Origin of the sequence: Ralstonia nicotianae (assembly GCF_018243235.1) — a bacterium.
Classification (GTDB): Bacteria; Pseudomonadota; Gammaproteobacteria; order Burkholderiales; family Burkholderiaceae; genus Ralstonia; species Ralstonia nicotianae.
Map to the genome: position 1 here is coordinate 2,032,272 of NZ_CP046674.1, position 21,678 is coordinate 2,053,949.

Below are 21,678 nucleotides of genomic sequence, written 5' to 3' on the forward strand. Positions count from 1 at the left end.
GGCAAAATGAACTGACCCCGTAAAGTTGGACGGGTAATTTAGGCGGCCAAGGGCTGAGTCCTGTATTGCACAGGGCTCAGCCCTTTTAGCTTGATCTTGATGCGCTCGTGATTGTAGTACCGGATGTATTCGGCAATGGCGCGTCGCAGTTGGTCGATGTCCGCGAAGCGCTCTAACCGGAAGCACTCTGACTTGAGTGTGCCGAAGAAGCTTTCCATTGCCGCATTGTCTAGGCAGTTGCCTTTGCGGGACATGCTCTGGCGCAGGCCTCGCGCGGCCAGTTTGCGACGATACGCTGCCATTTGATACGGCCAGCCTTGATCCGAATGCAGCATCGGCGTCTCGCACGGGCGCAGCTTGCGCAACGCCTTGTCGAGCATCTCCCGGATCAGCGTGTAATCAGGTCGTTCACTGGTTTGCCAGGCGACGATCTCTCCGTTGTACAGGTCCAGGACGGGCGACAGGTACAGCTTTTTGCCGCCGACGTTGAACTCCGTCACGTCCGTTACCCACTTCTCGTTCGGCTTGCTCGCCTCAAACTCGCGCTGTAGCAGATTGGGAGCAACCCGCCCGACTTGCCCGCGGTAAGAGCGGTATTTCTTCGGCCGCACGAGTGACTTCAACTGTAGCGCCGACATCAATCGCTGTACGGTCTTGTGATTCACCAACGTCCCTGCCCGACGGAGCGTCGCCGTGATCCGGCGGTAGCCATATCGGCCCTTGTGCTGGGCATAGATGTGCTGAATGCGCTCCTTGAGCGCGCCGTGACGATCCTCTGCCTGGCTTGTCGCCATCTGGTAGTAGTACGTGCTGCGTGCGAGATTCGCGGCCTTGAGCAAGCTCGACAATGAATGCCGCTCACGCAGCGCACTCACGACTTGCGCTTTTTCTTTGGTGCCTGCTGCTGTTTGGCACGCAGCAGGGCATCTAACTTTTTTAGGTACGCCACCTCCGCGCGCAAACACTCGTTCTCTTTGAGCAAATCCTCGCGCGAGCGCTCGTCTTGAGCCGGCTGCGCAGCGGGTTGGGGATCTTGCTTGGACTGGGACATGATGGGTGCCCCGCCTTTGCGGCGCGGCTGTAGGGCGTCGAAACCGCCCTCATGATACTGGCGGTCCCAGCGGCTGACGCCGCCAGCCTCACGCAAATCGAACACAGCGCTGACTTGCTGATAGGACAACTCGTCGCGCCACATGCGCTGCAGCACCGTCAGCTTGAACTCGGCGCTATACGCTTCATGCTTCTTGCGTAGTCCGGATTTCCCATGGCGCTGCCACGCGTTGATCCAGCGCCGGATCACAGAACGGCCTATCCCGTACTTCTGGCTCAGCCCTGCGGTCCCAACGGCCCCCCTCAAATACTCCTGAACTACTTGGCGCTTGAACGCCTCTTCATACTTCGCCATGAAAAACACCCCAAAGGTTGAACAGATGTCCAACTTTTGGGGTGCAGTTCATACGATTGATGTCGGAGCGGCCTTTTTCCCTGTTGTTGACTCAGCTCTCGTTGCCGCGAGCCTGCCAAGTCATGCTTAACTGAACGGCATTTCGCGTCATGCGGGCTATGCATGTGCGAGCAAGAGAGTTTCCGGTCATTTACGGATCAGATAACCAATGATGCCGCCAGCCGCCGCCGTGAGCACCGACATGGCCCACTTCTTCTCTTCCGCCGACGTCTGCGGCGACGACAACGCGCGATAGCACAGCAACACGATCATGCCGAACACCAGCAGTGCCGCAAAGAACAGAGCCAAGTCCTTGGTCAGCCGCACCCACCGCTCGCCGGCCGTTTCCTCGCGTTCGACCGAGACCTTGTAGTTGTGATTGGGCGGCGGATTGTTCAGGTCGATCGTGCTCACAGACCGATAATCTCCGTCTGTAGCTTCTCCGTGGTCGGTTCAACGAGCCCAAGCTTGAGCCCGCGACGCTTGCCCTCCCGTGCCGCCAGAAATAGCTGCAGCGACTTGCGCAGGATCTCGCTCTTGTTGGTTTCCGTCTCTTCTGCCACCCGGTCGATTTCCCGGTTGAGATCGTCGGATAGCACCACATTGAATCGGACGCTCATGGCCACCTCCATACGGCGTTGATGCGTCGTTTATACACCATTTCCACGCATCACGCCGGACCGCCATAGCCACCGTAACGCAAGCTGCCGGAAACAACACTTACAGAAAGTGATCCGCCTGATATATGCCAGCCGAAGGCCCGGCGATGCACGCAGCCCGACCAGCAGCACCTCCGGCAGCAAACGGGCCGCTGACCCGTAAGATCCCCTGCTTCAAGGGCCTTTGTGGGGTGCGCAACGCGGATCTGCGAGCGCTATGCCGGGCCGCCCGCGAGAGGAGGCTCTTTGTTGTGTGCAGAGGTCGAGAGATTGCGAGGTTTGGCCGCCCAAAGTAAAACGCCCCAACCGGTAAGGGTTGGGGCGTTTTGATGGAGAGCCTGGCGATGACCTACTTTCACACGGGAATCCGCACTATCATCGGCGCGGAGTCGTTTCACGGTCCTGTTCGGGATGGGAAGGGGTGGTACCGACTCGCTATGGTCACCAGGCTATGACTTGTCGCGTCGCTGACTTCAGGGTCAACGCCGCCAATATGGAATGTAGTTTGGGGTTGTGCTTTTGCGTGTATCAGGCACAAGGCAGACCCAGCCGGAAACATACCGGTTATAGGATCAAGCCGCACGGGCAATTAGTACTGGTTAGCTGAACGCATTACTGCGCTTCCACACCCAGCCTATCAACGTCCTGGTCTCGAACGACCCTTCAGGGAGATCAAGTCTCCAGGGAATCCTCATCTTCAGGCGAGTTTCCCGCTTAGATGCTTTCAGCGGTTATCTCTTCCGTACATAGCTACCCTGCGATGCCTCTGGCGAGACAACAGGTACACCAGCGGTACGTCCACTCCGGTCCTCTCGTACTAGGAGCAGCCCCCGTCAAGATTCCAACGCCCACGGCAGATAGGGACCAAACTGTCTCACGACGTTTTAAACCCAGCTCACGTACCTCTTTAAATGGCGAACAGCCATACCCTTGGGACCGGCTACAGCCCCAGGATGAGATGAGCCGACATCGAGGTGCCAAACACCGCCGTCGATATGAACTCTTGGGCGGTATCAGCCTGTTATCCCCAGAGTACCTTTTATCCGTTGAGCGATGGCCCTTCCATACAGAACCACCGGATCACTATGTCCTGCTTTCGCACCTGCTCGACTTGTCGGTCTCGCAGTTAAGCACGCTTTTGCCATTGCACTTTAGGTACGATGTCCGACCGTACCAAGCGTACCTTCGAACTCCTCCGTTACACTTTGGGAGGAGACCGCCCCAGTCAAACTGCCTACCATGCACTGTCCCCGACCCGGATTCACGGGCCAAGGTTAGAACCTCAAACAAACCAGGGTGGTATTTCAAGGTCGGCTCCACCGAAACTAGCGTCCCGGTTTCAAAGCCTCCCACCTATCCTACACAGATCGGTTCAAAGTCCAATGCAAAGCTACAGTAAAGGTTCATGGGGTCTTTCCGTCTAGCCGCGGGGAGATTGCATCATCACAAACACTTCAACTTCGCTGAGTCTCGGGAGGAGACAGTGTGGCCATCGTTACGCCATTCGTGCAGGTCGGAACTTACCCGACAAGGAATTTCGCTACCTTAGGACCGTTATAGTTACGGCCGCCGTTTACCGGGACTTCAATCAAGAGCTTGCACCCCATCATTTAATCTTCCGGCACCGGGCAGGCGTCACACCCTATACGTCCACTTTCGTGTTTGCAGAGTGCTGTGTTTTTATTAAACAGTCGCAGCCACCATTTTATTGCAACCCCTTCATCCTTCTGGCGCGAGCCAGTCAAACTACAAGGGCGTACCTTATCCCGAAGTTACGGTACCAATTTGCCGAGTTCCTTCTCCCGAGTTCTCTCAAGCGCCTTAGAATACTCATCTCGCCCACCTGTGTCGGTTTGCGGTACGGTCTCGTATGACTGAAGCTTAGAGGCTTTTCTTGGAACCACTTCCAATTGCTTCGCGACCTAACGTCGCTCGCCCCACACCCTTGAATCACGCACCCGGATTTGCCTAAGTGCCATCTCCAATGTAGGGACCGGGACTTCCAACACCCGGACAACCTTCCGCGATCCGTCCCCCCATCGCATCATACGACGGTGCAGGAATATTAACCTGCTTCCCATCAGCTACGCATCTCTGCCTCGCCTTAGGGGCCGACTCACCCTACGCCGATGAACGTTGCGTAGGAAACCTTGGGCTTACGGCGAGGGGGCCTTTCACCCCCTTTATCGCTACTCATGTCAGCATTCGCACTTCTGATACCTCCAGCATCCTTTACAAGACACCTTCACAGGCTTACAGAACGCTCTCCTACCATGCACTTACGTGCATCCGCAGCTTCGGTGACTGGCTTAGCCCCGTTACATCTTCCGCGCAGGACGACTCGATCAGTGAGCTATTACGCTTTCTTTAAAGGGTGGCTGCTTCTAAGCCAACCTCCTGACTGTTTTAGCCTTCCCACTTCGTTTCCCACTTAGCCAATCTTAGGGACCTTAGCTGGCGGTCTGGGTTGTTTCCCTCTTGACACCGGACGTTAGCACCCGATGTCTGTCTCCCGTGATTGCACTCTTCGGTATTCGGAGTTTGCTATGGCGGGGTAATCAGCAATAGACCCCCCAACCATGACAGTGCTCTACCCCCGAAGGTGAGACACGAGGCACTACCTAAATAGTTTTCGGAGAGAACCAGCTATTTCCAAGTTTGTTTAGCCTTTCACCCCTATCCACAGCTCATCCCCTAACTTTTCAACGTTAGTGGGTTCGGTCCTCCAGTACGTGTTACCGCACCTTCAACCTGGCCATGGATAGATCACTTGGTTTCGGGTCTACACCCAGCGACTGAACGCCCTATTCGGACTCGCTTTCGCTACGCCTTCCCTAATCGGTTAAGCTTGCCACTGAATGTAAGTCGCTGACCCATTATACAAAAGGTACGCCGTCACCCGTTTCCAGGCTCCGACTGTTTGTATGCATGCGGTTTCAGGATCTATTTCACTCCCCTCCCGGGGTTCTTTTCGCCTTTCCCTCACGGTACTGGTTCACTATCGGTCGATCACGAGTATTTAGCCTTGGAGGATGGTCCCCCCATCTTCAGACAGGATTTCACGTGTCCCGCCCTACTTGTCGTACACCTAGTTCCACAATACTGTTTTCGCGTACGGGGCTATCACCCACTATGGCCGGACTTTCCATTCCGTTCCGCTAACAATACTGCTAAAGAGTACAAGGCTGTTCCCATTTCGCTCGCCACTACTTTGGGAATCTCGGTTGATTTCTTTTCCTGCAGCTACTTAGATGTTTCAGTTCACTGCGTTCGCCTCCCTTGCCTATGTATTCAGCAAGGGATGACCCATACGGGCCGGGTTTCCCCATTCGGACATCTGCGGATCAAAGCTCGTTTGCCAGCTCCCCGCAGCTTTTCGCAAGCTACTACGTCCTTCATCGCCTGTGATCGCCAAGGCATCCACCACATGCACTTATTCGCTTGACCCTATAACGAGTATGTCTCGCTATAGGCTGAGTTCTCGCGTTGTGCCGTATTCCAAGCGGTCTTTCGATCACTCGTAATACTGGTTGATACAATCACAACCCAGTGTCGCGTTTAAATTGCGCGCCTCATCAACGCGCCGCGACACCTTTACTACATTCCATATTGTTAAAGAACAGCCGAGTTACTACTCGTCTTGGCAATGCCAAACGCAAACACCGATCTCTCGATGCTTGCGTTTGGCTACCACAAGGTGTTGGTGGAGGATGACGGGATCGAACCGACGACCCCCTGCTTGCAAAGCAGGTGCTCTCCCAGCTGAGCTAATCCCCCAGTTCACGGCAAGATCGCTCTCCGCCGCCCGTAACTTGGTGGGTCTGGTAGGACTTGAACCTACGACCCCCGCCTTATCAAGACGGTGCTCTAACCACCTGAGCTACAGACCCTTGGCTGTAACATCAAACAAACCGATAAGTGTGGACGCCTAACTAGGATGCACGCTCTTAAAGGAGGTGATCCAGCCGCACCTTCCGATACGGCTACCTTGTTACGACTTCACCCCAGTCATGAACCCTACCGTGGTAATCGCCCTCCTTGCGGTTAGGCTAACTACTTCTGGTAAAGCCCACTCCCATGGTGTGACGGGCGGTGTGTACAAGACCCGGGAACGTATTCACCGCGGCATGCTGATCCGCGATTACTAGCGATTCCAGCTTCACGTAGTCGAGTTGCAGACTACGATCCGGACTACGATGCATTTTCTGGGATTAGCTCCACCTCGCGGCTTGGCAACCCTCTGTATGCACCATTGTATGACGTGTGAAGCCCTACCCATAAGGGCCATGAGGACTTGACGTCATCCCCACCTTCCTCCGGTTTGTCACCGGCAGTCTCTCTAGAGTGCCCTTTCGTAGCAACTAGAGACAAGGGTTGCGCTCGTTGCGGGACTTAACCCAACATCTCACGACACGAGCTGACGACAGCCATGCAGCACCTGTGTCCACTTTCTCTTTCGAGCACCTAATGCATCTCTGCTTCGTTAGTGGCATGTCAAGGGTAGGTAAGGTTTTTCGCGTTGCATCGAATTAATCCACATCATCCACCGCTTGTGCGGGTCCCCGTCAATTCCTTTGAGTTTTAATCTTGCGACCGTACTCCCCAGGCGGTCAACTTCACGCGTTAGCTACGTTACTAAGGAAATGAATCCCCAACAACTAGTTGACATCGTTTAGGGCGTGGACTACCAGGGTATCTAATCCTGTTTGCTCCCCACGCTTTCGTGCATGAGCGTCAGTGTTATCCCAGGAGGCTGCCTTCGCCATCGGTATTCCTCCACATCTCTACGCATTTCACTGCTACACGTGGAATTCTACCTCCCTCTGACACACTCTAGCCGTGCAGTCACCAATGCAATTCCCAGGTTAAGCCCGGGGATTTCACATCGGTCTTGCACAACCGCCTGCGCACGCTTTACGCCCAGTAATTCCGATTAACGCTTGGACCCTACGTATTACCGCGGCTGCTGGCACGTAGTTAGCCGGTCCTTATTCTTCCGGTACCGTCATCCACACCAGGTATTAACCAGTGCGATTTCTTTCCGGACAAAAGTGCTTTACAACCCGAAGGCCTTCTTCACACACGCGGCATTGCTGGATCAGGGTTGCCCCCATTGTCCAAAATTCCCCACTGCTGCCTCCCGTAGGAGTCTGGGCCGTGTCTCAGTCCCAGTGTGGCTGATCGTCCTCTCAGACCAGCTACTGATCGTCGCCTTGGTGGGCCTTTACCCCACCAACTAGCTAATCAGACATCGGCCGCTCCTATAGCATGAGGCCTTGCGGTCCCCCACTTTCACCCTCAGGTCGTATGCGGTATTAGCTAGTCTTTCGACTAGTTATCCCCCACTACAGGGCACGTTCCGATGTATTACTCACCCGTTCGCCACTCGCCGGCAGGTAGCAAGCTACCCCCGCTGCCGTTCGACTTGCATGTGTAAGGCATGCCGCCAGCGTTCAATCTGAGCCAGGATCAAACTCTTCAGTTCAATCTGCTGTTTTCGCTCTTTACGAGCGGTCGCTCACTCTCAGAATCTGACTTGAACTCTCGTTCAAACCTTACTTCTGTGCGAGCACTTCATAACTTGTAAGCTAGCGAACTCGCGTCCGCCGCATCCGTCATCAAGCGCCCACACTTATCGGCTGTTTGTTTGTTAAAGAACTGCGCGATCAACTTTGTTCATCGCGTCGCTGCGTTGTCTGCAGCAGAGAAATGAGATTATGCAGAGCTTTTTCGCTGCCGTCAACAACTTGTCGAAGATTTTTTATCCGTCAACTCGCTGCCAACCGCCTCGAACTCCTATCGGCTCCTACCACCTCGCCGACCAGAAACCCGCATCATTACTGCTTCTCCACCACCTCGACCCCTGCGCTTTCGCTTTCGCTTCAGCGCTGCGTCGTGCAGCGAGGGGCGAATACTAGAGACCTTTCCACTACTTGGCAACACCTTTGTTGTGACGAGCGAATGACAGCTCACCGGGATTGCCCACAAACCCAATGCCCACCTACGTTTTCGGGCAGAAATCAGGGAGAAGTGACTCCAGATATACCTGAGTCAGGAACTCGGACATTTGGACGCTGACTTACGGCACGCGACGATCCAAGACGTTGATCGCACCAACAGGGCTGAGAGGCCCCAACCTTCCCTCCAACTCTGGCACCCCACCGGGGACCAGGTTGGATCGCCGCGACAAGGGCCATCATGACAATGCGATGCACTACCTCTGCATCGGCAACACAACCAGGCTCGGCATCGCCCGCTCCATGTGACAACGGCACTGGAAGCGGTAATTTCAACCACTTCCAGTGCCGTCACCCGGACCGCCTTATTGCTGGGAATTTGGCGATGCCGATCAAAGGGCGCCAGTCATCCGACAGACTGGGATCACTCCCACTCGATCGTGGCCGGCGGCTTGCCCGACACGTCGTACACCACGCGGTTGATGCCCCGCACTTCATTGATGATGCGGTTCGACACCCGGCCCAGCAGCGCATACGGCAAGTGCGCCCAGTGTGCCGTCATGAAGTCGGTGGTCTGCACCGCGCGCAAGGCGACCACGTAGTCATAGGTACGGCCATCACCCATCACGCCAACCGACTTGACCGGCAGGAACACCGCAAACGCCTGGCTGGTCAGGTCGTACCAGCTCTTGCCGACCTGATCTTCGGCGCACAGGCCCGCGACAGCGTCCTGCGCGGTGGCTTTGATGCCGCGCAGCTCTTCGATAAAGATGGCATCGGCACGGCGCAGCAGATCCGCGTATTCACGCTTGACCTCGCCCAGGATGCGCACGCCCAGGCCCGGGCCCGGGAACGGATGGCGGTACACCATCTCGGGCGGCAGGCCGAGCGCGACGCCCAGCTCGCGCACCTCGTCCTTGAAGAGGTCGCGTAGCGGCTCCAGCAGCTTCAGGCCCAGGGTCTCGGGCAGGCCGCCGACGTTGTGGTGGCTCTTGATCGTGGTCGCCTTCTTGGTCTTGGCGCCACCCGATTCGATCACGTCCGGGTAGATCGTGCCCTGCGCCAGCCACTTCGCATTGGTCAGCGTCTTGGCCTCGGCCTGGAACACTTCGACGAACTCGCGGCCGATGATCTTGCGCTTGGCTTCCGGATCGGTCACGCCGGTCAGGTGGCCAAGGAACTGTTCGGACGCATCGACGTGCACGACCTTGGCATGCAGCCGGCCCTCGAACATGTCGAGCACCATCTGGCCTTCGTTCAGGCGCAGCAGGCCGTGATCGACGAACACGCACGTCAGCTGGTCGCCGATGGCGCGATGGATCAGCGCCGCGGCCACCGACGAATCGACGCCGCCCGACAGGCCCAGGATCACCTCTTCGTCGCCCACCTGCTCGCGGATCGACTTGACCGCCTCTTCGATGTGGTCGCGCATGATCCAGTCCGGCTTGGCGCCGGCGATCTCGAGCACGAAGCGCTCAAGCAGCGCGCGGCCCTGCACGGTGTGCGTGACTTCCGGGTGGAACTGCACGGCGTAATAGCCGCGCGCCTCGTCGGCCATGCCGGCGATCGGGCAGCTCGGCGTGGAGGCCATCAGCTTGAAGCCCGGCGGCATCTCGGTGACCTTGTCGCCGTGGCTCATCCACACCTTCAGCATGCCGTGGCCTTCGGGGGTGCGGAAATCTTCGATGCTGTCCAGCAGACGGGTATGGCCATGCGCGCGCACTTCGGCATAGCCGAACTCGCGGTGCGCGCTGGCTTCCACCTTGCCGCCCTGCTGCACCGTCATCGCGAACATGCCGTAGCAGATGCCGAGCACCGGCACACCCAGGTCCCATACCGCCTGCGGGGCACGCAGATCCTGGTCTTCGTAGGTGCTGGCGTGGCTGCCGGAGAGGATGATGGCCTTGGGTGCGAACTCGCGCACGAAGGCGTCGGACACGTCGTTCGGATGGATCTCGCAGTAGACGTGCGCTTCGCGGACACGCCGCGCGATCAGCTGCGTGACCTGCGAGCCGAAATCAAGGATGAGGACTTTGTCGTGCATGTTGTGGAGGGAGAGAATCGGCAATCGTGTCGACTTCGGTGCCGGGGCCGTAGCCCGGCGGCGGCATATAGGCGGGTTCCTTGCGCTCGGCGCCCGCGCGTTCGCGTTCACGCGTGGCGGCCGCCTCTTCGCGGGCCTTCGTGGCCCGTTCGCGCTCGGTGTGGCGCACGCGGCGCGAGGCCGGAATCTGCACGGCGGCAAACAGCGCCAGCACGGCGGCAAAGGTCGGCAGCCAGATGCGGCCCGCGCCGTCCACCGGCAGATGGAAGAACAGCAGCCAGGCGATCACCAGCACGGCCACCGCCAGGTTCACATGGCCGACCACCTGTGCCACGGCGGTGGTCAACTGCCCATTGACGGTGGCGTGCCACAGCAACCAGGCCAGGCCGAGCAGCGTCACGCCGAGCAACTGGCCGTACATCGCCGGATCCGGCTGCGGCACCTGCAGCGCGCCGAAGACGGACGACAGCGGGGACGCCAGCAGGACGAGACCGACGCACAGCGCGACAGCCGCATCCAGAAACAGAACGAGTCGCAAAAGCGCTTTCATCATCGTCTCCAGTTGCGGGTGGCCGCCCCGTGCGCCGGCCACCGGATTGAACGCCGCCGGAGCGTCCGCGCCCCGGCGCCAGTACTGCGTGCCTTCTATCGCGGGTGCGATGACCGGAGCGCCGGTCAGTCGAGGTGATAGTTCGGCGCTTCCTTCGTGATCTGCACGTCGTGCACGTGCGATTCGCGCATGCCGGCGGCGGTGATCTGGACGAACTGGCTCTTCTCGTGCCATTCGGCGATCGACGCGCAGCCGCAGTAGCCCATCGACGAGCGGATGCCGCCGGTGAGCTGATGGACGATCGGTAGCACCGAGCCCTTGTATGGGACGCGGCCCTCGATGCCTTCCGGCACCAGCTTGTCGACGTTGGCGGTGTTGTCTTCCTGGAAGTAGCGGTCGGCCGCGCCGTCCTTCATGGCGCCCACCGAACCCATACCGCGGTAGCTCTTGTACGAGCGCCCCTGGTACAGGAACACCTCGCCCGGCGCCTCTTCGGTGCCGGCAAACATGCCGCCCATCATCACGGTGTGCGCGCCAGCCGCCAGTGCCTTGGCGATGTCGCCCGAGTAGCGCACGCCGCCGTCGGCCACCAGGGGCACGCCGGTGTTCTTGAGCGCCTCGGCCACGTTGGACACCGCGCTGATCTGCGGCACGCCCACGCCGGCGACGATCCGCGTCGTGCAGATCGAGCCCGGGCCGATGCCGACCTTGACGCCGTCCGCGCCGTGGTCGACCAGCGCCTTCGCGGCTTCGGCCGTGGCGATGTTGCCGCCGATCACCTGCACCTGCGGGTATTTGTCCTTGATCCAGCGCACGCGGCTCAGCACGCCCTGGCTGTGGCCGTGCGCGGTATCGACCACGATCACGTCCACGCCGGCCTTGACCAGCAGGTCGACGCGCAGGTCATTGTCCGGGCCCACGCCCACCGCCGCGCCGACGCGCAGCGAGCCGCGCTCGTCCTTGGAGGCCAGCGGATGCTCGGTGGCCTTCTGGATGTCCTTGACGGTGATGAGGCCGCGCAGCTCGAAATTGCCGTCGACCACCAGCACGCGTTCCAGGCGGTGCTTGTTCATCAGGCGCTTGGCCTCTTCCAGCGAGGCGCCTTCCCTGACGGTGACGAGCTTCTCGCCCGGCGTCATCTTGGCGCGCACCGGCGCGTCCAGCTCTTCTTCGAAGCGCAGGTCGCGGTTGGTGATGATGCCCACCACCTTGTTGCCTTCCAGCACCGGGAAGCCCGAGATGCCATGCTGCGCCGACAGCGCCATCACGTCACGGACCTTCATGTCCGGGCCGATGGTGATCGGGTCGCGCAGCACGCCCGACTCGAAGCGCTTGACCTTGGCGACCTCGCGCGCCTGCTCTTCCGGCTTCAGGTTCTTGTGAACGATGCCGATGCCGCCCTGCTGCGCCATGGCGATGGCCAGGCGCGCTTCCGTGACGGTGTCCATGGCGGCGGACACCAGCGGAATAGCGAGCTCGATCGTGCGGGTGAGTTTGGTGCGAAGCGACGTATCGCGGGGAAGAACGGCCGAGTAGGCCGGGACGAGCAGCACATCATCGAACGTGAGTGCTTTCTGGACAAGACGCATAGCGAATCCTCTAGGCGCAAAATCGGATTATACGGGAATCTCGCCACGTTTGGTTATGACCATGCTATGCTTGATAAATTTTTCTTCGCACACCGGCGCATCCGTTGGCGGCGGCGTGGCTCTCCGTCAACGAGTGTTCGAATGGGAATTGGCGTCCTGTGCGCCCTGCTGGCCGGCGCCATGTGGGGCATGGTCTTCATCGCGCCGCGCGCCCTGCCCGCATTCTCCCCGTGGGAGCTGGCACTGGGCCGCTACCTGGCCTACGGTGCCATCGCCGCGCTCGCGGCCGCACCCATCCTCCCGCGCATCGCCCGCAAACTCACCCGTGCCGACTGCCTGGCGTTGATGCGACAGGCCTGCAGCGGCAACCTCGTCTACTACGTCCTGCTGGCCTTCGGCGTGCAACTGGCCGGCGTCGCCCCCGTCTCGCTGATCATCGGCGTGCTGCCCATCACCGTGACCGTGCTCGGTCGACGCGACCACGGGGCGGTGCCGCTGTCGCGCCTGGCCTGGCCGCTGCTGGTGGTGGCGGCCGGCATCGCCTGCATCAACATCGACCTGTTCAGCCACGACGCCGTTGCCGCCGGCGACGCCCACCCGATCTGGTCGCGCATCGCCGGCATCGCCTGCGCGGCGGGCGCACTGTGCAGCTGGACCTGGTACGCCATCGACAACGCCCGCCACCTGCAGCGCAACCCGCACTTCTCCAGCAACGAGTGGTCGGCGCTGTACGGCATCTCGACCGGCGCGCTGTCGGCCGCGCTGACCGCGGCGGCGGTGCTGGCCGCCGGCACCGGCTGGGCGGAAGGCGGCGGACGAGTCTGGACCACCTTCTGGGCCGTCAATGCCGCAGTGGCCCTGGGAGCGTCGCTGATCGGCAACAACCTGTGGAACATCGCCGCCCGACGCCTGCCGCTGACGCTGTCGGGCCAGATGATCGTGTTCGAGACACTGTTCGCGCTGGCGTACGGCTTCGTGTACGACCACCGCTGGCCCCGGCCGCTCGAAATGGCGGCGATTGCCTTGCTGATCGTGGGTGTCGGCTGGTCGGTACGCTTGCACGCCGACGACAACTCTGCCTAAACTGGACGTCTTGCCGGGGGGCGAGTCGACAGGCCGGATCCGGCCGTCGCCTAGATCAACGAGCGGCGATCACGCCGCCGGGCCTCCGTGCGCGTCAAGGGGCCGTCGTCGGGTCGGCCAGCGCGCCATCGGCAGGCCATCGAACGAGACCTTCATGAAACGACTGCACGTCCTGCTGCCGGCTACCGCCGCCCTCATCGCCCTCGCCTGCCCCGTCCACGCACAATGGGCCTGGCAATGGCGCGACGAGAAAGGCCAGATGGTCTACAGCGACGTGGCGCCGCCGCCATCCATCCCGCCGAGCCGCATCATCCGCAATCCGAACGGGCAGATGACCACGGCGTACGAAGCCCTGCCCACGCCGGCCTCCGGCGTGAAGGCCGCCGATCCGAAGGCGCCTGCCAAACCAGGCCAAGCCGCCCCCGACCCTGACGCCGAACTGCGCAAGCGCCTGGCCGATCGCGCAAAGCGCGAGCAGGAAGACTCGCAGAAGGCCGAGCAGGCCCAGCGCCGCCAGGCCGACTGCGAGCGCCTGCGCAACGAAACCACGTACCTGCAGGGCGGCCGCCGCTATGCCACGCCGCAGGCGGACGGCACGCTCTCCTATATGGATGACGCTCAGCGCGCCGCCGCCATCCAACGCAATCAGACCGATCTGAGCGCGAACTGCAGCTGAGGCCGGGCCGCTAGTGTCCTGTTCCACTGATTCGTTCACAAAGTCTGTTGAGCTTGGTGAGGATCGAGTCAGCGGTGGCAGTCCACATGAATGGTTTGCAGCTTTGGTTGTAGCGAGTGACGAAGTGATCGATCTTCACGACCAACTCCTTGACCGAGGCGAACGAGCCGCGACGAATGGCTTTGTCGGTGATGATTGAGAAGAAGCGCTCGACCTGGTTCAGCCAGGAGCTGTAGGTCGGGATGAAATGCATGTGCCAGCGCGGCCGGGCGGCCAGCCAGGCCTTGACCTTCGGGTGCTTGTGGCTGGCGTAGTTGTCGACAATGCAATGCACATCCAGCTCGGCCGGGACGGCCTTGTCGATGGAGCGCAGGAACGCCAGGAACTCCTGATGCCGATGGCGCGGCTTGCACTCGGCCAGGACGGCGCCATTGAGGACGTTCAAGGCCGCGAACAAGGTCGTGGTCCCATGCCGCACGTAGTCGTGGGTGACGCCTTCGACGTAGCCGAAACCCATCGGCAGCAGCGGCTGCGTGCGCTCCAGCGCTTGGCACTGGCTTTTCTCATCCACGCACAGCACCAGCGCGTTCTCGGGCGGGTTCAGGTACAGCCCAACCACATCGCGCAGCTTCTCGATGAAGAATGGATCGGTGGACAGCTTGAACGACTCGGTACGATGTGGCTGCAGTCCCAGAAGCTTGAAGTAGCGATGAACGCTCGTGGGCGAGATCGCAGTCTCGGCCGCGATGCTGCGCACACTCCAGTGCGTGGCCCCGTTGGCGGGTTTAGTATGCAGCGTCTTGTTGATCAGATCAGCCACGCGCTCGTCATCGATGCTGCGCGGCTTACCAGGTCGCAATTCGTCGTACAGCCCGTTGATGCGTCGTTCGATGAAGCGGCGCCGCCACTTGCCGGCAGTGGCTCGGGTCAGTTGCAGCCGCTCGGCGATCTCACTGTTGGGCGCACCATCGGCCGCCGCGAGCACGATGCGCGCGCGCATCGAGAGCGCTGCAGGAATGGAGCGCGAGCGCGCCATCGAACTCAGTTGCGCACGCTCATCCTCGCTCAGGACCAGATCGGCCTTCGGTCGCCCCATTGGCATGTCGGTATCTCCTGTCCAAACGATACCAAACGCCAACGCAATACATATGCCATGTATTAACGGAACAGGACACTAGCCGGCCACGTCGTCTTCCGGCGGCGCCTCGTTGCGCAGCCACTTCAACCCCTCGCGAGTGCCCGTCGCGCGCACGCGCCGCACGCGGCGCCGGCGCGCGGTCTTCGGGTCGGCGATCAGCGGGCCGGTGATCTCCACCCGGTCGTGCGCGTGCAGCAGCGCATCGGGCGCCTTGCGCTTGCCGTAGACACCCAGCCTGCAGGCGTCGATCGACAGGCCCACCTCCTCCAGCAAGCCGGACGCGCGCACGGCGTCGGCCACCGTCGCCGTGGCGCTCACCTGCACCTGCACCAGTTTCGGCGGCGTGACCGTCGCCAGGCACACCATCACGTCGATCCGCTCAGGATTCGCCATAGACAGCCTCGGCGCGCTTGACGAAGGAATCGACGAAGGTGTTGGCGATCATGCTGAACACCGGGCCGATCAGCTTTTCCAGGATGACGCTGGAAAACTCGTAATGCAGGTGGAAGTTGATCTTGCACGCATCGGCGCGCAGCGGCGTGAATTGCCAGAAGCCGGTGAAGGCCTTGAAAGGTCCGTCGGCGAACGTCATATCGATGCGGCTAGGGCGCATCTGCGTGTTGCGCGTGCGGAAATACTGGTGGATGCCCTTGAAGGCGATGTCCACGCGGGCATCGAGCGAGGTGTCGCTCTGCTCGTAGATTTCCACGCCACCGCACCATGGCAGGAAGTCCGGATAGTCCTTGACGTTGGTGACCAGGTCGAACATCCGTTCGGCCGAGTAACCGATCAACACCGTTTTCTCAACGTCTGCCATGCGCCATCCGAAAGCGTTTCCCACCGCATTCCTGTCGTTGGCCCGCTTGGGCCTGCGGCGGATTTGTTAAACTCGCCATTTTATCGCAGCGCATCCCACGCGCTAACCGCCACATCCCAGTATGACCATCGCCGACAACAAGAAAGCCTTTTTCGATTACTTCGTCGAAGAGCGCTATGAGGCGGGCATCGCACTCGAAGGCTGGGAGGTGAAGGCCATCCGCGCCGGCCGCGTGCAGATCAAGGAAGGCTACGTCGTCATTCGCGACGCCGAGCTGTTCCTGATCGGGGCACACATCAGCCCGCTGCAATCCGCCTCCACGCACGTCAAGCCCGACCCGACGCGCACCCGCAAGCTGCTGCTGCACGCCGAAGAGATCAAGAAGCTGATCGGCAAGGTCGAGCAGCGCGGCTATACGCTCGTGCCGCTCAACCTGCACTATGCGCGCGGCCGCGTGAAGTGCGAGATCGGCCTGGCCAAGGGCAAGAAGCTCTACGACAAGCGCGAGACCGAGAAGGACCGCGACTGGCAGCGCGAGAAGGCGCGGCTCATGCGCGAGAAGGCCTGACCCGCCTCGCGCGCCTCATCGCATCGCTACGCGTTCGGCCGCTGCTGCTTCACGATCTGCAGCGCCGACGCGATCATCGTGCTCAGGTCGCCCAGGTTGCCGGGCACGATCAGCGTGTTGCCCTGCTTGGCCAGATTGCCGAACGCCGACACGTATTCCTCGGCCACCTTCAGGTTGACCGCGTCGATGCCGCCTTCGGTGCGGATGGCGTGACCGACCTTCTGGATCGCCTGCGCGTTGGCCTCGGCCACCGCCAGGATGGCTGCCGCTTCGCCCTGGGCCCGGTTGATGGCGGCCTGCTTCTCCCCTTCGGATTTCTGGATCGCGGCCTCGCGGGCGCCGGCGGCCAAGTTGATCTGCTCCTGGCGCTTGCCTTCGGATGCCGCGATCAGGGCGCGCTTCTCGCGCTCGGCGGTGATCTGCGCCTGCATCGCGTGCAGGATCTCCTTGGGCGGCGTCAGGTCCTTGATCTCGTAGCGCAGCACCTTCACGCCCCAGTTGGAGGCCGCCTCGTCCAGCGCATTGACCACGCTGTGGTTGATGAACTCGCGCTCCTCGAAGGTCTTATCCAGCTCCAGCTTGCCGACCACCGAGCGCAACGTGGTCTGCGCGAGCTGCGTGATGGCGATGACGAAGTTGCTCGAGCCGTACGAAGCGCGCATCGGGTCGGTCACCTGGAAGTACAGGATGCCGTCGACCTGCAGCTGCGTGTTGTCCTTGGTGATGCAGACCTGGCTCGGCACATCCAGCGGGATCTCCTTGAGCACGTGCTTGTAAGCCACCCGGTCGACGAACGGCAGCACGATATTGAGCCCCGGCGACAGCGTCGCGTGGTACTTGCCCAGCCGCTCCAGGATCCACGCGTGCTGCTGCGGCACGATCTTGATGCTCTGCGCGATCAGTACGATGGCGGCAAACAGGACGATGAGCGCGAGAGTCCCCAGCTCGAACATAAAACCTCCGGTCGATGGAAAAGACTATTTGGGTGCGACGACCAGCACGTTGCCACGCACCTCGACGATACGGAATTCGCCGCCGGTGGCCGGTGCCGGCGGCGCCAGTTCGACGTCCCATTCGGCGCCGCGGTACTGCACGCGCGCGCGCCGCTCGGGCGACCACGCATCGACGCGCAGCATCTCGCCGATATCCAGGTTGACGTTGCGATTGCGGGCGGCATTCTCGCGCGCGGCATGGCCGAAGCGCGTGCGCCACAGCCCGGCGATGCCGATCACGGCAACCAGCGCGGCCAGGACGGCCTGCACCGGGAACCCCAGCCCGGCCAGGGCGGCCAAGCCGCCCGCCAGCAGCCCGATGGCCACCATCAGCAGGTAGAACGTTCCCGTCATCAGCTCACCAATGACGAGCAACACCGCCAGCGTGAACCAGACGATCTCTTGCGCCGACATGCACCCTCTCCCAACAAAAAACCCCCGCGACGATACACGTCAGCGGGGGCTGATCGCTCCGCCCCCGCCAGCGTTGGACGCCACCGGGCACTTCGCGTTTTTGTCGGCGCGCACCCGCCGGGGCGCGCGCCGCTTTTACAGCGGGATCAGGCCGAACCCAGCTTCTGCCAGGTGTCGATCACCGAATCCGGGTTCAGCGAGATGGACGAGATGCCTTCCTTGGCCAGCCACTCGGCAAAGTCCGGGTGGTCGGACGGGCCCTGGCCGCAGATGCCGACATACTTGCCCATCGACTTCGCGGTCGAGATGGCGCGCGACAGCATGAACTTGACCGCCGGATCGCGCTCGTCGAAATCCCTGGCGAGCAGCTCCATGCCGGAGTCGCGGTCCAGGCCCAGCGTCAGCTGCGTCAGGTCGTTCGAGCCGATCGAGAAGCCGTCGAAATACTCCAGGAACTCCTTGGCCAGGATCGCATTGGACGGCACTTCGCACATCATGATCAGGCGCAGGTCGTTCTCGCCGCGCTTCAGGCCGTACTTGCCCAGCAGGTCGACCACCATGGCGGCCTGGCCCAGCGTGCGCACGAACGGCACCATGATCTCGACGTTGGTCAGGCCCATCTCTTCGCGCACGCGCTTCATGGCGCGGCACTCCATCTCGAAGGCCTCGGCGAAGTCTTCGGCGATGTAACGCGAGGCGCCGCGGAAGCCCAGCATGGGGTTCTCTTCGTCCGGCTCGTAGCGCGAACCGCCGATCAGCTTCTTGTACTCGTTCGACTTGAAGTCGGACAGGCGCACGATCACGGGCTTCGGATAGAACGCGGCGGCGATGGTCGCAATGCCCTCGGCCAGCTTGTCGACGTAGAACGCGCGCGGGCTGGCATGGCCGCGGGCCACGCTTTCCACGGCCTTCTTCAGGTCGCTGTCGACTTGCGGGTAGTCGAGGATCGCCTTCGGGTGGACGCCGATGTTGTTGTTGATGATGAACTCGAGGCGGGCCAGGCCCACGCCGCCGTTCGGGATCTGCGCGAACTCGAAGGCCAGCTGCGGGTTGCCGACGTTCATCATGATCTTGACGTCGATCGGCGGCATCTCGCCGCGGCGCACTTCGGTGATTTCCGTCTCGAGCAGGCCGTCGTAGATCTTGCCTTCGTCGCCCTCGGCGCAGGACACGGTGACCAGCGTGCCGTCCTTCAGCAGGTCGGTGGCGTCGCCGCAGCCGACCACGGCCGGCACGCCCAGCTCACGCGCGATGATGGCGGCGTGACAGGTGCGGCCGCCACGGTTGGTGACGATGGCCGAGGCGCGCTTCATCACCGGCTCCCAGTTCGGGTCGGTCATGTCGGCGACCAGCACGTCGCCCGGCTGCACGCGCTCCATTTCGGCCGGATCGTTGATCACGCGCACGGGGCCCGTACCGATCTTCTGGCCGATCGCGCGGCCGGTGGTCAGCACCGGCGCCGAGCCCTTCAGGCGGAAGCGCTGCTCGACCTTGCCGACCGACTGGCTCTTCACCGTCTCGGGGCGGGCCTGCAGGATGTAGATCTTGCCGTCCTTGCCGTCCTTACCCCACTCGATGTCCATCGGGCGACCGTAGTGCTTCTCGATGATGACGGCGTACTTGGCCAGCTCGACCACGTCTTCGTCGACCAGCGAGTAGCGGTTGCGCAACTCGCCCGGCACGTCGACGGTCTTGACGCGGCCTTCCTCGCCGGCCTGCGTGAACTCCATCTTGATCAGCTTGGAGCCGATCGAGCGGCGGATGATCGGGTACTTGCCGGCGGCCAGCGTCGGCTTGAACACGTAGAACTCGTCCGGGTTGACCGCGCCCTGCACCACCGTCTCGCCCAGGCCGTAGCTGGAGGTGATGAAGACGACGTCCTGGAAGCCCGATTCGGTGTCGATCGTGAACATCACGCCCGACGCGCCGCAGTCCGAGCGCACCATGCGCTGGATGCCGGCGGAGAGCGCCACCACGTCGTGGGCGAAGCCCTTGTGCACGCGGTAGGAGATAGCGCGGTCGTTGTACAGCGAGGCGAACACGTGCTTGATCTTGTCGAGCACGTCATCGATGCCGGAGACGTTGAGGTAGCTCTCCTGCTGGCCGGCGAACGAGGCGTCCGGCAGGTCTTCGGCCGTGGCCGACGAGCGCACCGCGAACGAGGCCTCGGCGCCCTCGCGCTTGGAGACGCGTTCGAAATGCTCGCGGATCTCCTGCTCCAGGCGCGACTGGAACGGCGCCGTGGCGACCCATTCGCGGATTTCCTTGCCGGCCGCGGCCAGCGCCTTGACGTCGTCGACGTCCAGGCTGGCCAGGCGCTGGGAAATGCGCTCGGTCAGGTTGTTGTGCTGGAGGAAATCGCGGAAAGCCAGTGCCGTGGTGGCAAAACCGCCCGGAACGCGCACGCCGGCGCTGTCCAGTTGGGAGATCATCTCGCCCAGCGATGCGTTCTTGCCGCCGACGACCTCGACATCGGTCATCCGCAATTGCTCGAACGGCAGCACGTAGGCGCCGTCCATCGACAGGTTGGTCATACAAGCCTCTTACTAAGTGGAAAACCGGTCGGATGCGCTCGGCGCTGTGTTCTTGTCGTCTGGCCGCGCGAATCGCTTAGCTAAATCATCCGGAAGGCGGGTCTGGCAGGCCGGCCCGAATTGCTTAGCAAAACGATCGCCGCTATTCTACCGTGCCGCCGCCCGATTTCCTGCCGGCGTGCCGGAAAAAACCCCTCGTTTCGATGACCGACCTCGCCGCCAAGCCGGGCATCCGCACTGTATTCATCGTGTCGGATGGCACCGGGATCACCGCAGAAACCTTCAGCCACTCCATCCTGGCCCAGTTCGAGATGAAATTCCGCCAGGTGCGGATTCCGTTCGTGGACACCGTGGACAAAGCACACGTGGCGGTCAGCAAGATCAACGAGGCGTTCCACGTGGAAGGGATGAAGCCGATCGTCTTCACCACGCTGGTCGATGCCGAGGCCAACCGGATCGTGCACCAGGCCCGCGCGACCATCCTGGACATGTTCCAGACCTTCATCGAGCCGCTCGAGCGCGAACTGGGGCTGAAATCCTCCCACGCCATCGGCCGCTTCCACCAGAACGCCGACACCGAGGCGTACAAGAACCGCATCGAAGCGATCAATTTTTCACTTGCGCACGACGACGGCCAGTCGCACAAGAACCTGGCCGAAGCGGATGTCATCCTGGTGGGGGTGTCGCGCAGCGGCAAGACGCCGACCAGCCTCTACCTGGCAATGCAATACGGCGTGAAGTCGGCCAACTACCCGCTGATTCCGGACGATTTCGAGCGCGGCAAGCTGCCCACGGTGCTGTACGAGTACAAGAGCAAGATCTTCGGGCTGACGATCGACCCGCAGCGACTGTCCGAGATCCGCAACGAACGGCGCCCGGGCAGCAAATACGCCGCGCTGGAGAACTGCCGCTACGAAGTCAACGAGGCGGAGACGCTGATGCGCCGCGAGAGCATCAAGTGGCTCTCGTCCACGCACAAGTCGATCGAAGAAATCGCCACCACCATCCTGCAGGACATCAAGATGGAGCGCGACGCCTACTGAGCGTCGCCCGCCCAAAGCAGCGAAAACGGCCGGCCTTGCACCGGCCGTTTTCATTGGCTTGCCGCGCGCCGCCGTCAGGCCGGAGCGCACCCAGTTGCTGCCGTCCGCGGCCGCCCGGGCCGCCGGAGAGTTGTCAGGTAGGCCAGCGCCTGCTTGCGCCAGGACGGAAT

16 protein-coding genes, 2 tRNA genes and 3 rRNA genes are annotated in these 21,678 nt (G+C 61.6%); 4 read left to right on the forward strand and 17 right to left on the reverse strand.

Features of this window, described 5'->3' with window-relative positions; translation table 11 throughout:
* Nucleotides 1-38 precede the first annotated feature (38 nt).
* The 11 genes from GO999_RS09170 to guaB all read right to left on the reverse strand — a co-directional run bounded on the left by GO999_RS09170 (nt 39) and on the right by guaB (nt 12,243).
* Nucleotides 39-1,405, reverse strand: a protein-coding gene (locus GO999_RS09170; protein WP_089190850.1) for an IS3 family transposase whose coding sequence is annotated in 2 segments (ribosomal slippage) — nt 39-931 and nt 931-1,405 — 1,368 coding nt in all. Because the reading frame shifts where the segments join, the coding sequence is not laid out codon by codon here.
* Between the two features lie 186 nt (nt 1,406-1,591).
* The gene (locus GO999_RS09175; RefSeq protein ID WP_011001382.1) at nt 1,592-1,858 is read right to left on the reverse strand and encodes a hypothetical protein; all 267 of its coding nucleotides are present in this window, start codon (nt 1,856-1,858) and stop codon (nt 1,592-1,594) included.
* On the reverse strand, nt 1,855-2,064 hold the full coding sequence (locus tag GO999_RS09180) for a ribbon-helix-helix protein, CopG family (RefSeq protein WP_011001381.1): 210 nt from the start codon (nt 2,062-2,064) through the stop codon (nt 1,855-1,857). Before GO999_RS09180 ends, GO999_RS09175 begins: the two co-directional genes overlap by 4 nt.
* A 375-nt stretch (nt 2,065-2,439) precedes the next feature.
* A 5S ribosomal RNA gene (rrf, locus tag GO999_RS09185) occupies nt 2,440-2,552 on the reverse strand.
* A 119-nt stretch (nt 2,553-2,671) separates the two neighbouring features.
* Nucleotides 2,672-5,550: ribosomal RNA gene (locus GO999_RS09190) — 23S ribosomal RNA — on the reverse strand.
* Between the two features lie 254 nt (nt 5,551-5,804).
* Nucleotides 5,805-5,880 (reverse strand) — tRNA-Ala (locus GO999_RS09195).
* A 36-nt stretch (nt 5,881-5,916) separates the two neighbouring features.
* Nucleotides 5,917-5,993, reverse strand: a tRNA-Ile gene (locus tag GO999_RS09200).
* A 59-nt stretch (nt 5,994-6,052) separates the two neighbouring features.
* A 16S ribosomal RNA gene (locus tag GO999_RS09205) occupies nt 6,053-7,588 on the reverse strand.
* Together the 16S, 23S and 5S rRNA genes with 2 tRNA genes alongside form the textbook arrangement of a ribosomal RNA operon.
* A gap of 896 nt (nt 7,589-8,484) precedes the next feature.
* Nucleotides 8,485-10,104 (reverse strand): glutamine-hydrolyzing GMP synthase, encoded by a 1,620-nt coding sequence (gene guaA / locus GO999_RS09210; protein WP_016727244.1) that lies wholly within the window; start codon nt 10,102-10,104, stop codon nt 8,485-8,487.
* Complete coding sequence (locus GO999_RS09215) at nt 10,079-10,654, reverse strand: hypothetical protein (RefSeq protein ID WP_020749223.1); 576 nt, start codon at nt 10,652-10,654, stop codon at nt 10,079-10,081. The genes guaA and GO999_RS09215 overlap by 26 nt, the downstream gene beginning before the upstream one ends.
* 125 nt (nt 10,655-10,779) lie before the next feature.
* Nucleotides 10,780-12,243, reverse strand: a complete 1,464-nt coding sequence (guaB, locus tag GO999_RS09220) for an IMP dehydrogenase (RefSeq protein ID WP_011001378.1) — start codon at nt 12,241-12,243, stop codon at nt 10,780-10,782.
* Between the two features lie 141 nt (nt 12,244-12,384).
* Between guaB and GO999_RS09225 the strand changes: the two genes are divergently transcribed.
* The gene (locus GO999_RS09225; RefSeq protein ID WP_011001377.1) at nt 12,385-13,326 is read left to right on the forward strand and encodes a DMT family transporter; all 942 of its coding nucleotides are present in this window, start codon (nt 12,385-12,387) and stop codon (nt 13,324-13,326) included.
* A 154-nt stretch (nt 13,327-13,480) separates the two neighbouring features.
* The gene (locus tag GO999_RS09230) at nt 13,481-14,002 is read left to right on the forward strand and encodes a DUF4124 domain-containing protein (RefSeq protein ID WP_016721995.1); all 522 of its coding nucleotides are present in this window, start codon (nt 13,481-13,483) and stop codon (nt 14,000-14,002) included.
* A 10-nt stretch (nt 14,003-14,012) separates the two neighbouring features.
* Here the strand turns inward: GO999_RS09230 and GO999_RS09235 are convergent, their stop codons facing one another.
* From GO999_RS09235 to GO999_RS09245, 3 genes are all read right to left on the reverse strand, one after another.
* The gene (locus GO999_RS09235) at nt 14,013-15,104 is read right to left on the reverse strand and encodes an IS630 family transposase (protein WP_211906158.1); all 1,092 of its coding nucleotides are present in this window, start codon (nt 15,102-15,104) and stop codon (nt 14,013-14,015) included.
* A 72-nt stretch (nt 15,105-15,176) separates the two neighbouring features.
* A complete protein-coding gene (locus GO999_RS09240; RefSeq protein ID WP_028853037.1) occupies nt 15,177-15,533 on the reverse strand; it encodes an RnfH family protein in 357 nt (118 codons plus the stop codon).
* Nucleotides 15,520-15,957, reverse strand: coding sequence for a type II toxin-antitoxin system RatA family toxin (locus GO999_RS09245; RefSeq protein ID WP_011001374.1), 438 nt, complete (start codon nt 15,955-15,957; stop codon nt 15,520-15,522). The genes GO999_RS09240 and GO999_RS09245 overlap by 14 nt, the downstream gene beginning before the upstream one ends.
* Before the next feature lie 121 nt (nt 15,958-16,078).
* Between GO999_RS09245 and smpB the strand changes: the two genes are divergently transcribed.
* A complete protein-coding gene (gene smpB, locus GO999_RS09250) occupies nt 16,079-16,525 on the forward strand; it encodes an SsrA-binding protein SmpB (RefSeq protein WP_011001373.1) in 447 nt (148 codons plus the stop codon).
* Between the two features lie 26 nt (nt 16,526-16,551).
* Here the strand turns inward: smpB and GO999_RS09255 are convergent, their stop codons facing one another.
* The 3 genes from GO999_RS09255 to ppsA all read right to left on the reverse strand — a co-directional run bounded on the left by GO999_RS09255 (nt 16,552) and on the right by ppsA (nt 20,465).
* On the reverse strand, nt 16,552-17,478 hold the full coding sequence (locus GO999_RS09255) for an SPFH domain-containing protein (RefSeq protein WP_020831944.1): 927 nt from the start codon (nt 17,476-17,478) through the stop codon (nt 16,552-16,554).
* A gap of 24 nt (nt 17,479-17,502) precedes the next feature.
* On the reverse strand, nt 17,503-17,931 hold the full coding sequence (locus GO999_RS09260; RefSeq protein WP_011001371.1) for an NfeD family protein: 429 nt from the start codon (nt 17,929-17,931) through the stop codon (nt 17,503-17,505).
* A 146-nt stretch (nt 17,932-18,077) separates the two neighbouring features.
* Nucleotides 18,078-20,465, reverse strand: a complete 2,388-nt coding sequence (gene ppsA / locus GO999_RS09265; RefSeq protein WP_011001370.1) for a phosphoenolpyruvate synthase — start codon at nt 20,463-20,465, stop codon at nt 18,078-18,080.
* A 203-nt stretch (nt 20,466-20,668) separates the two neighbouring features.
* Between ppsA and ppsR the strand changes: the two genes are divergently transcribed.
* Nucleotides 20,669-21,508: a phosphoenolpyruvate synthetase regulatory kinase/phosphorylase PpsR gene (gene ppsR / locus GO999_RS09270; RefSeq protein WP_011001369.1), complete on the forward strand. Its 840-nt coding sequence runs from the start codon at nt 20,669-20,671 to the stop codon at nt 21,506-21,508.
* Nucleotides 21,509-21,678: the final 170 nt, after the last annotated feature.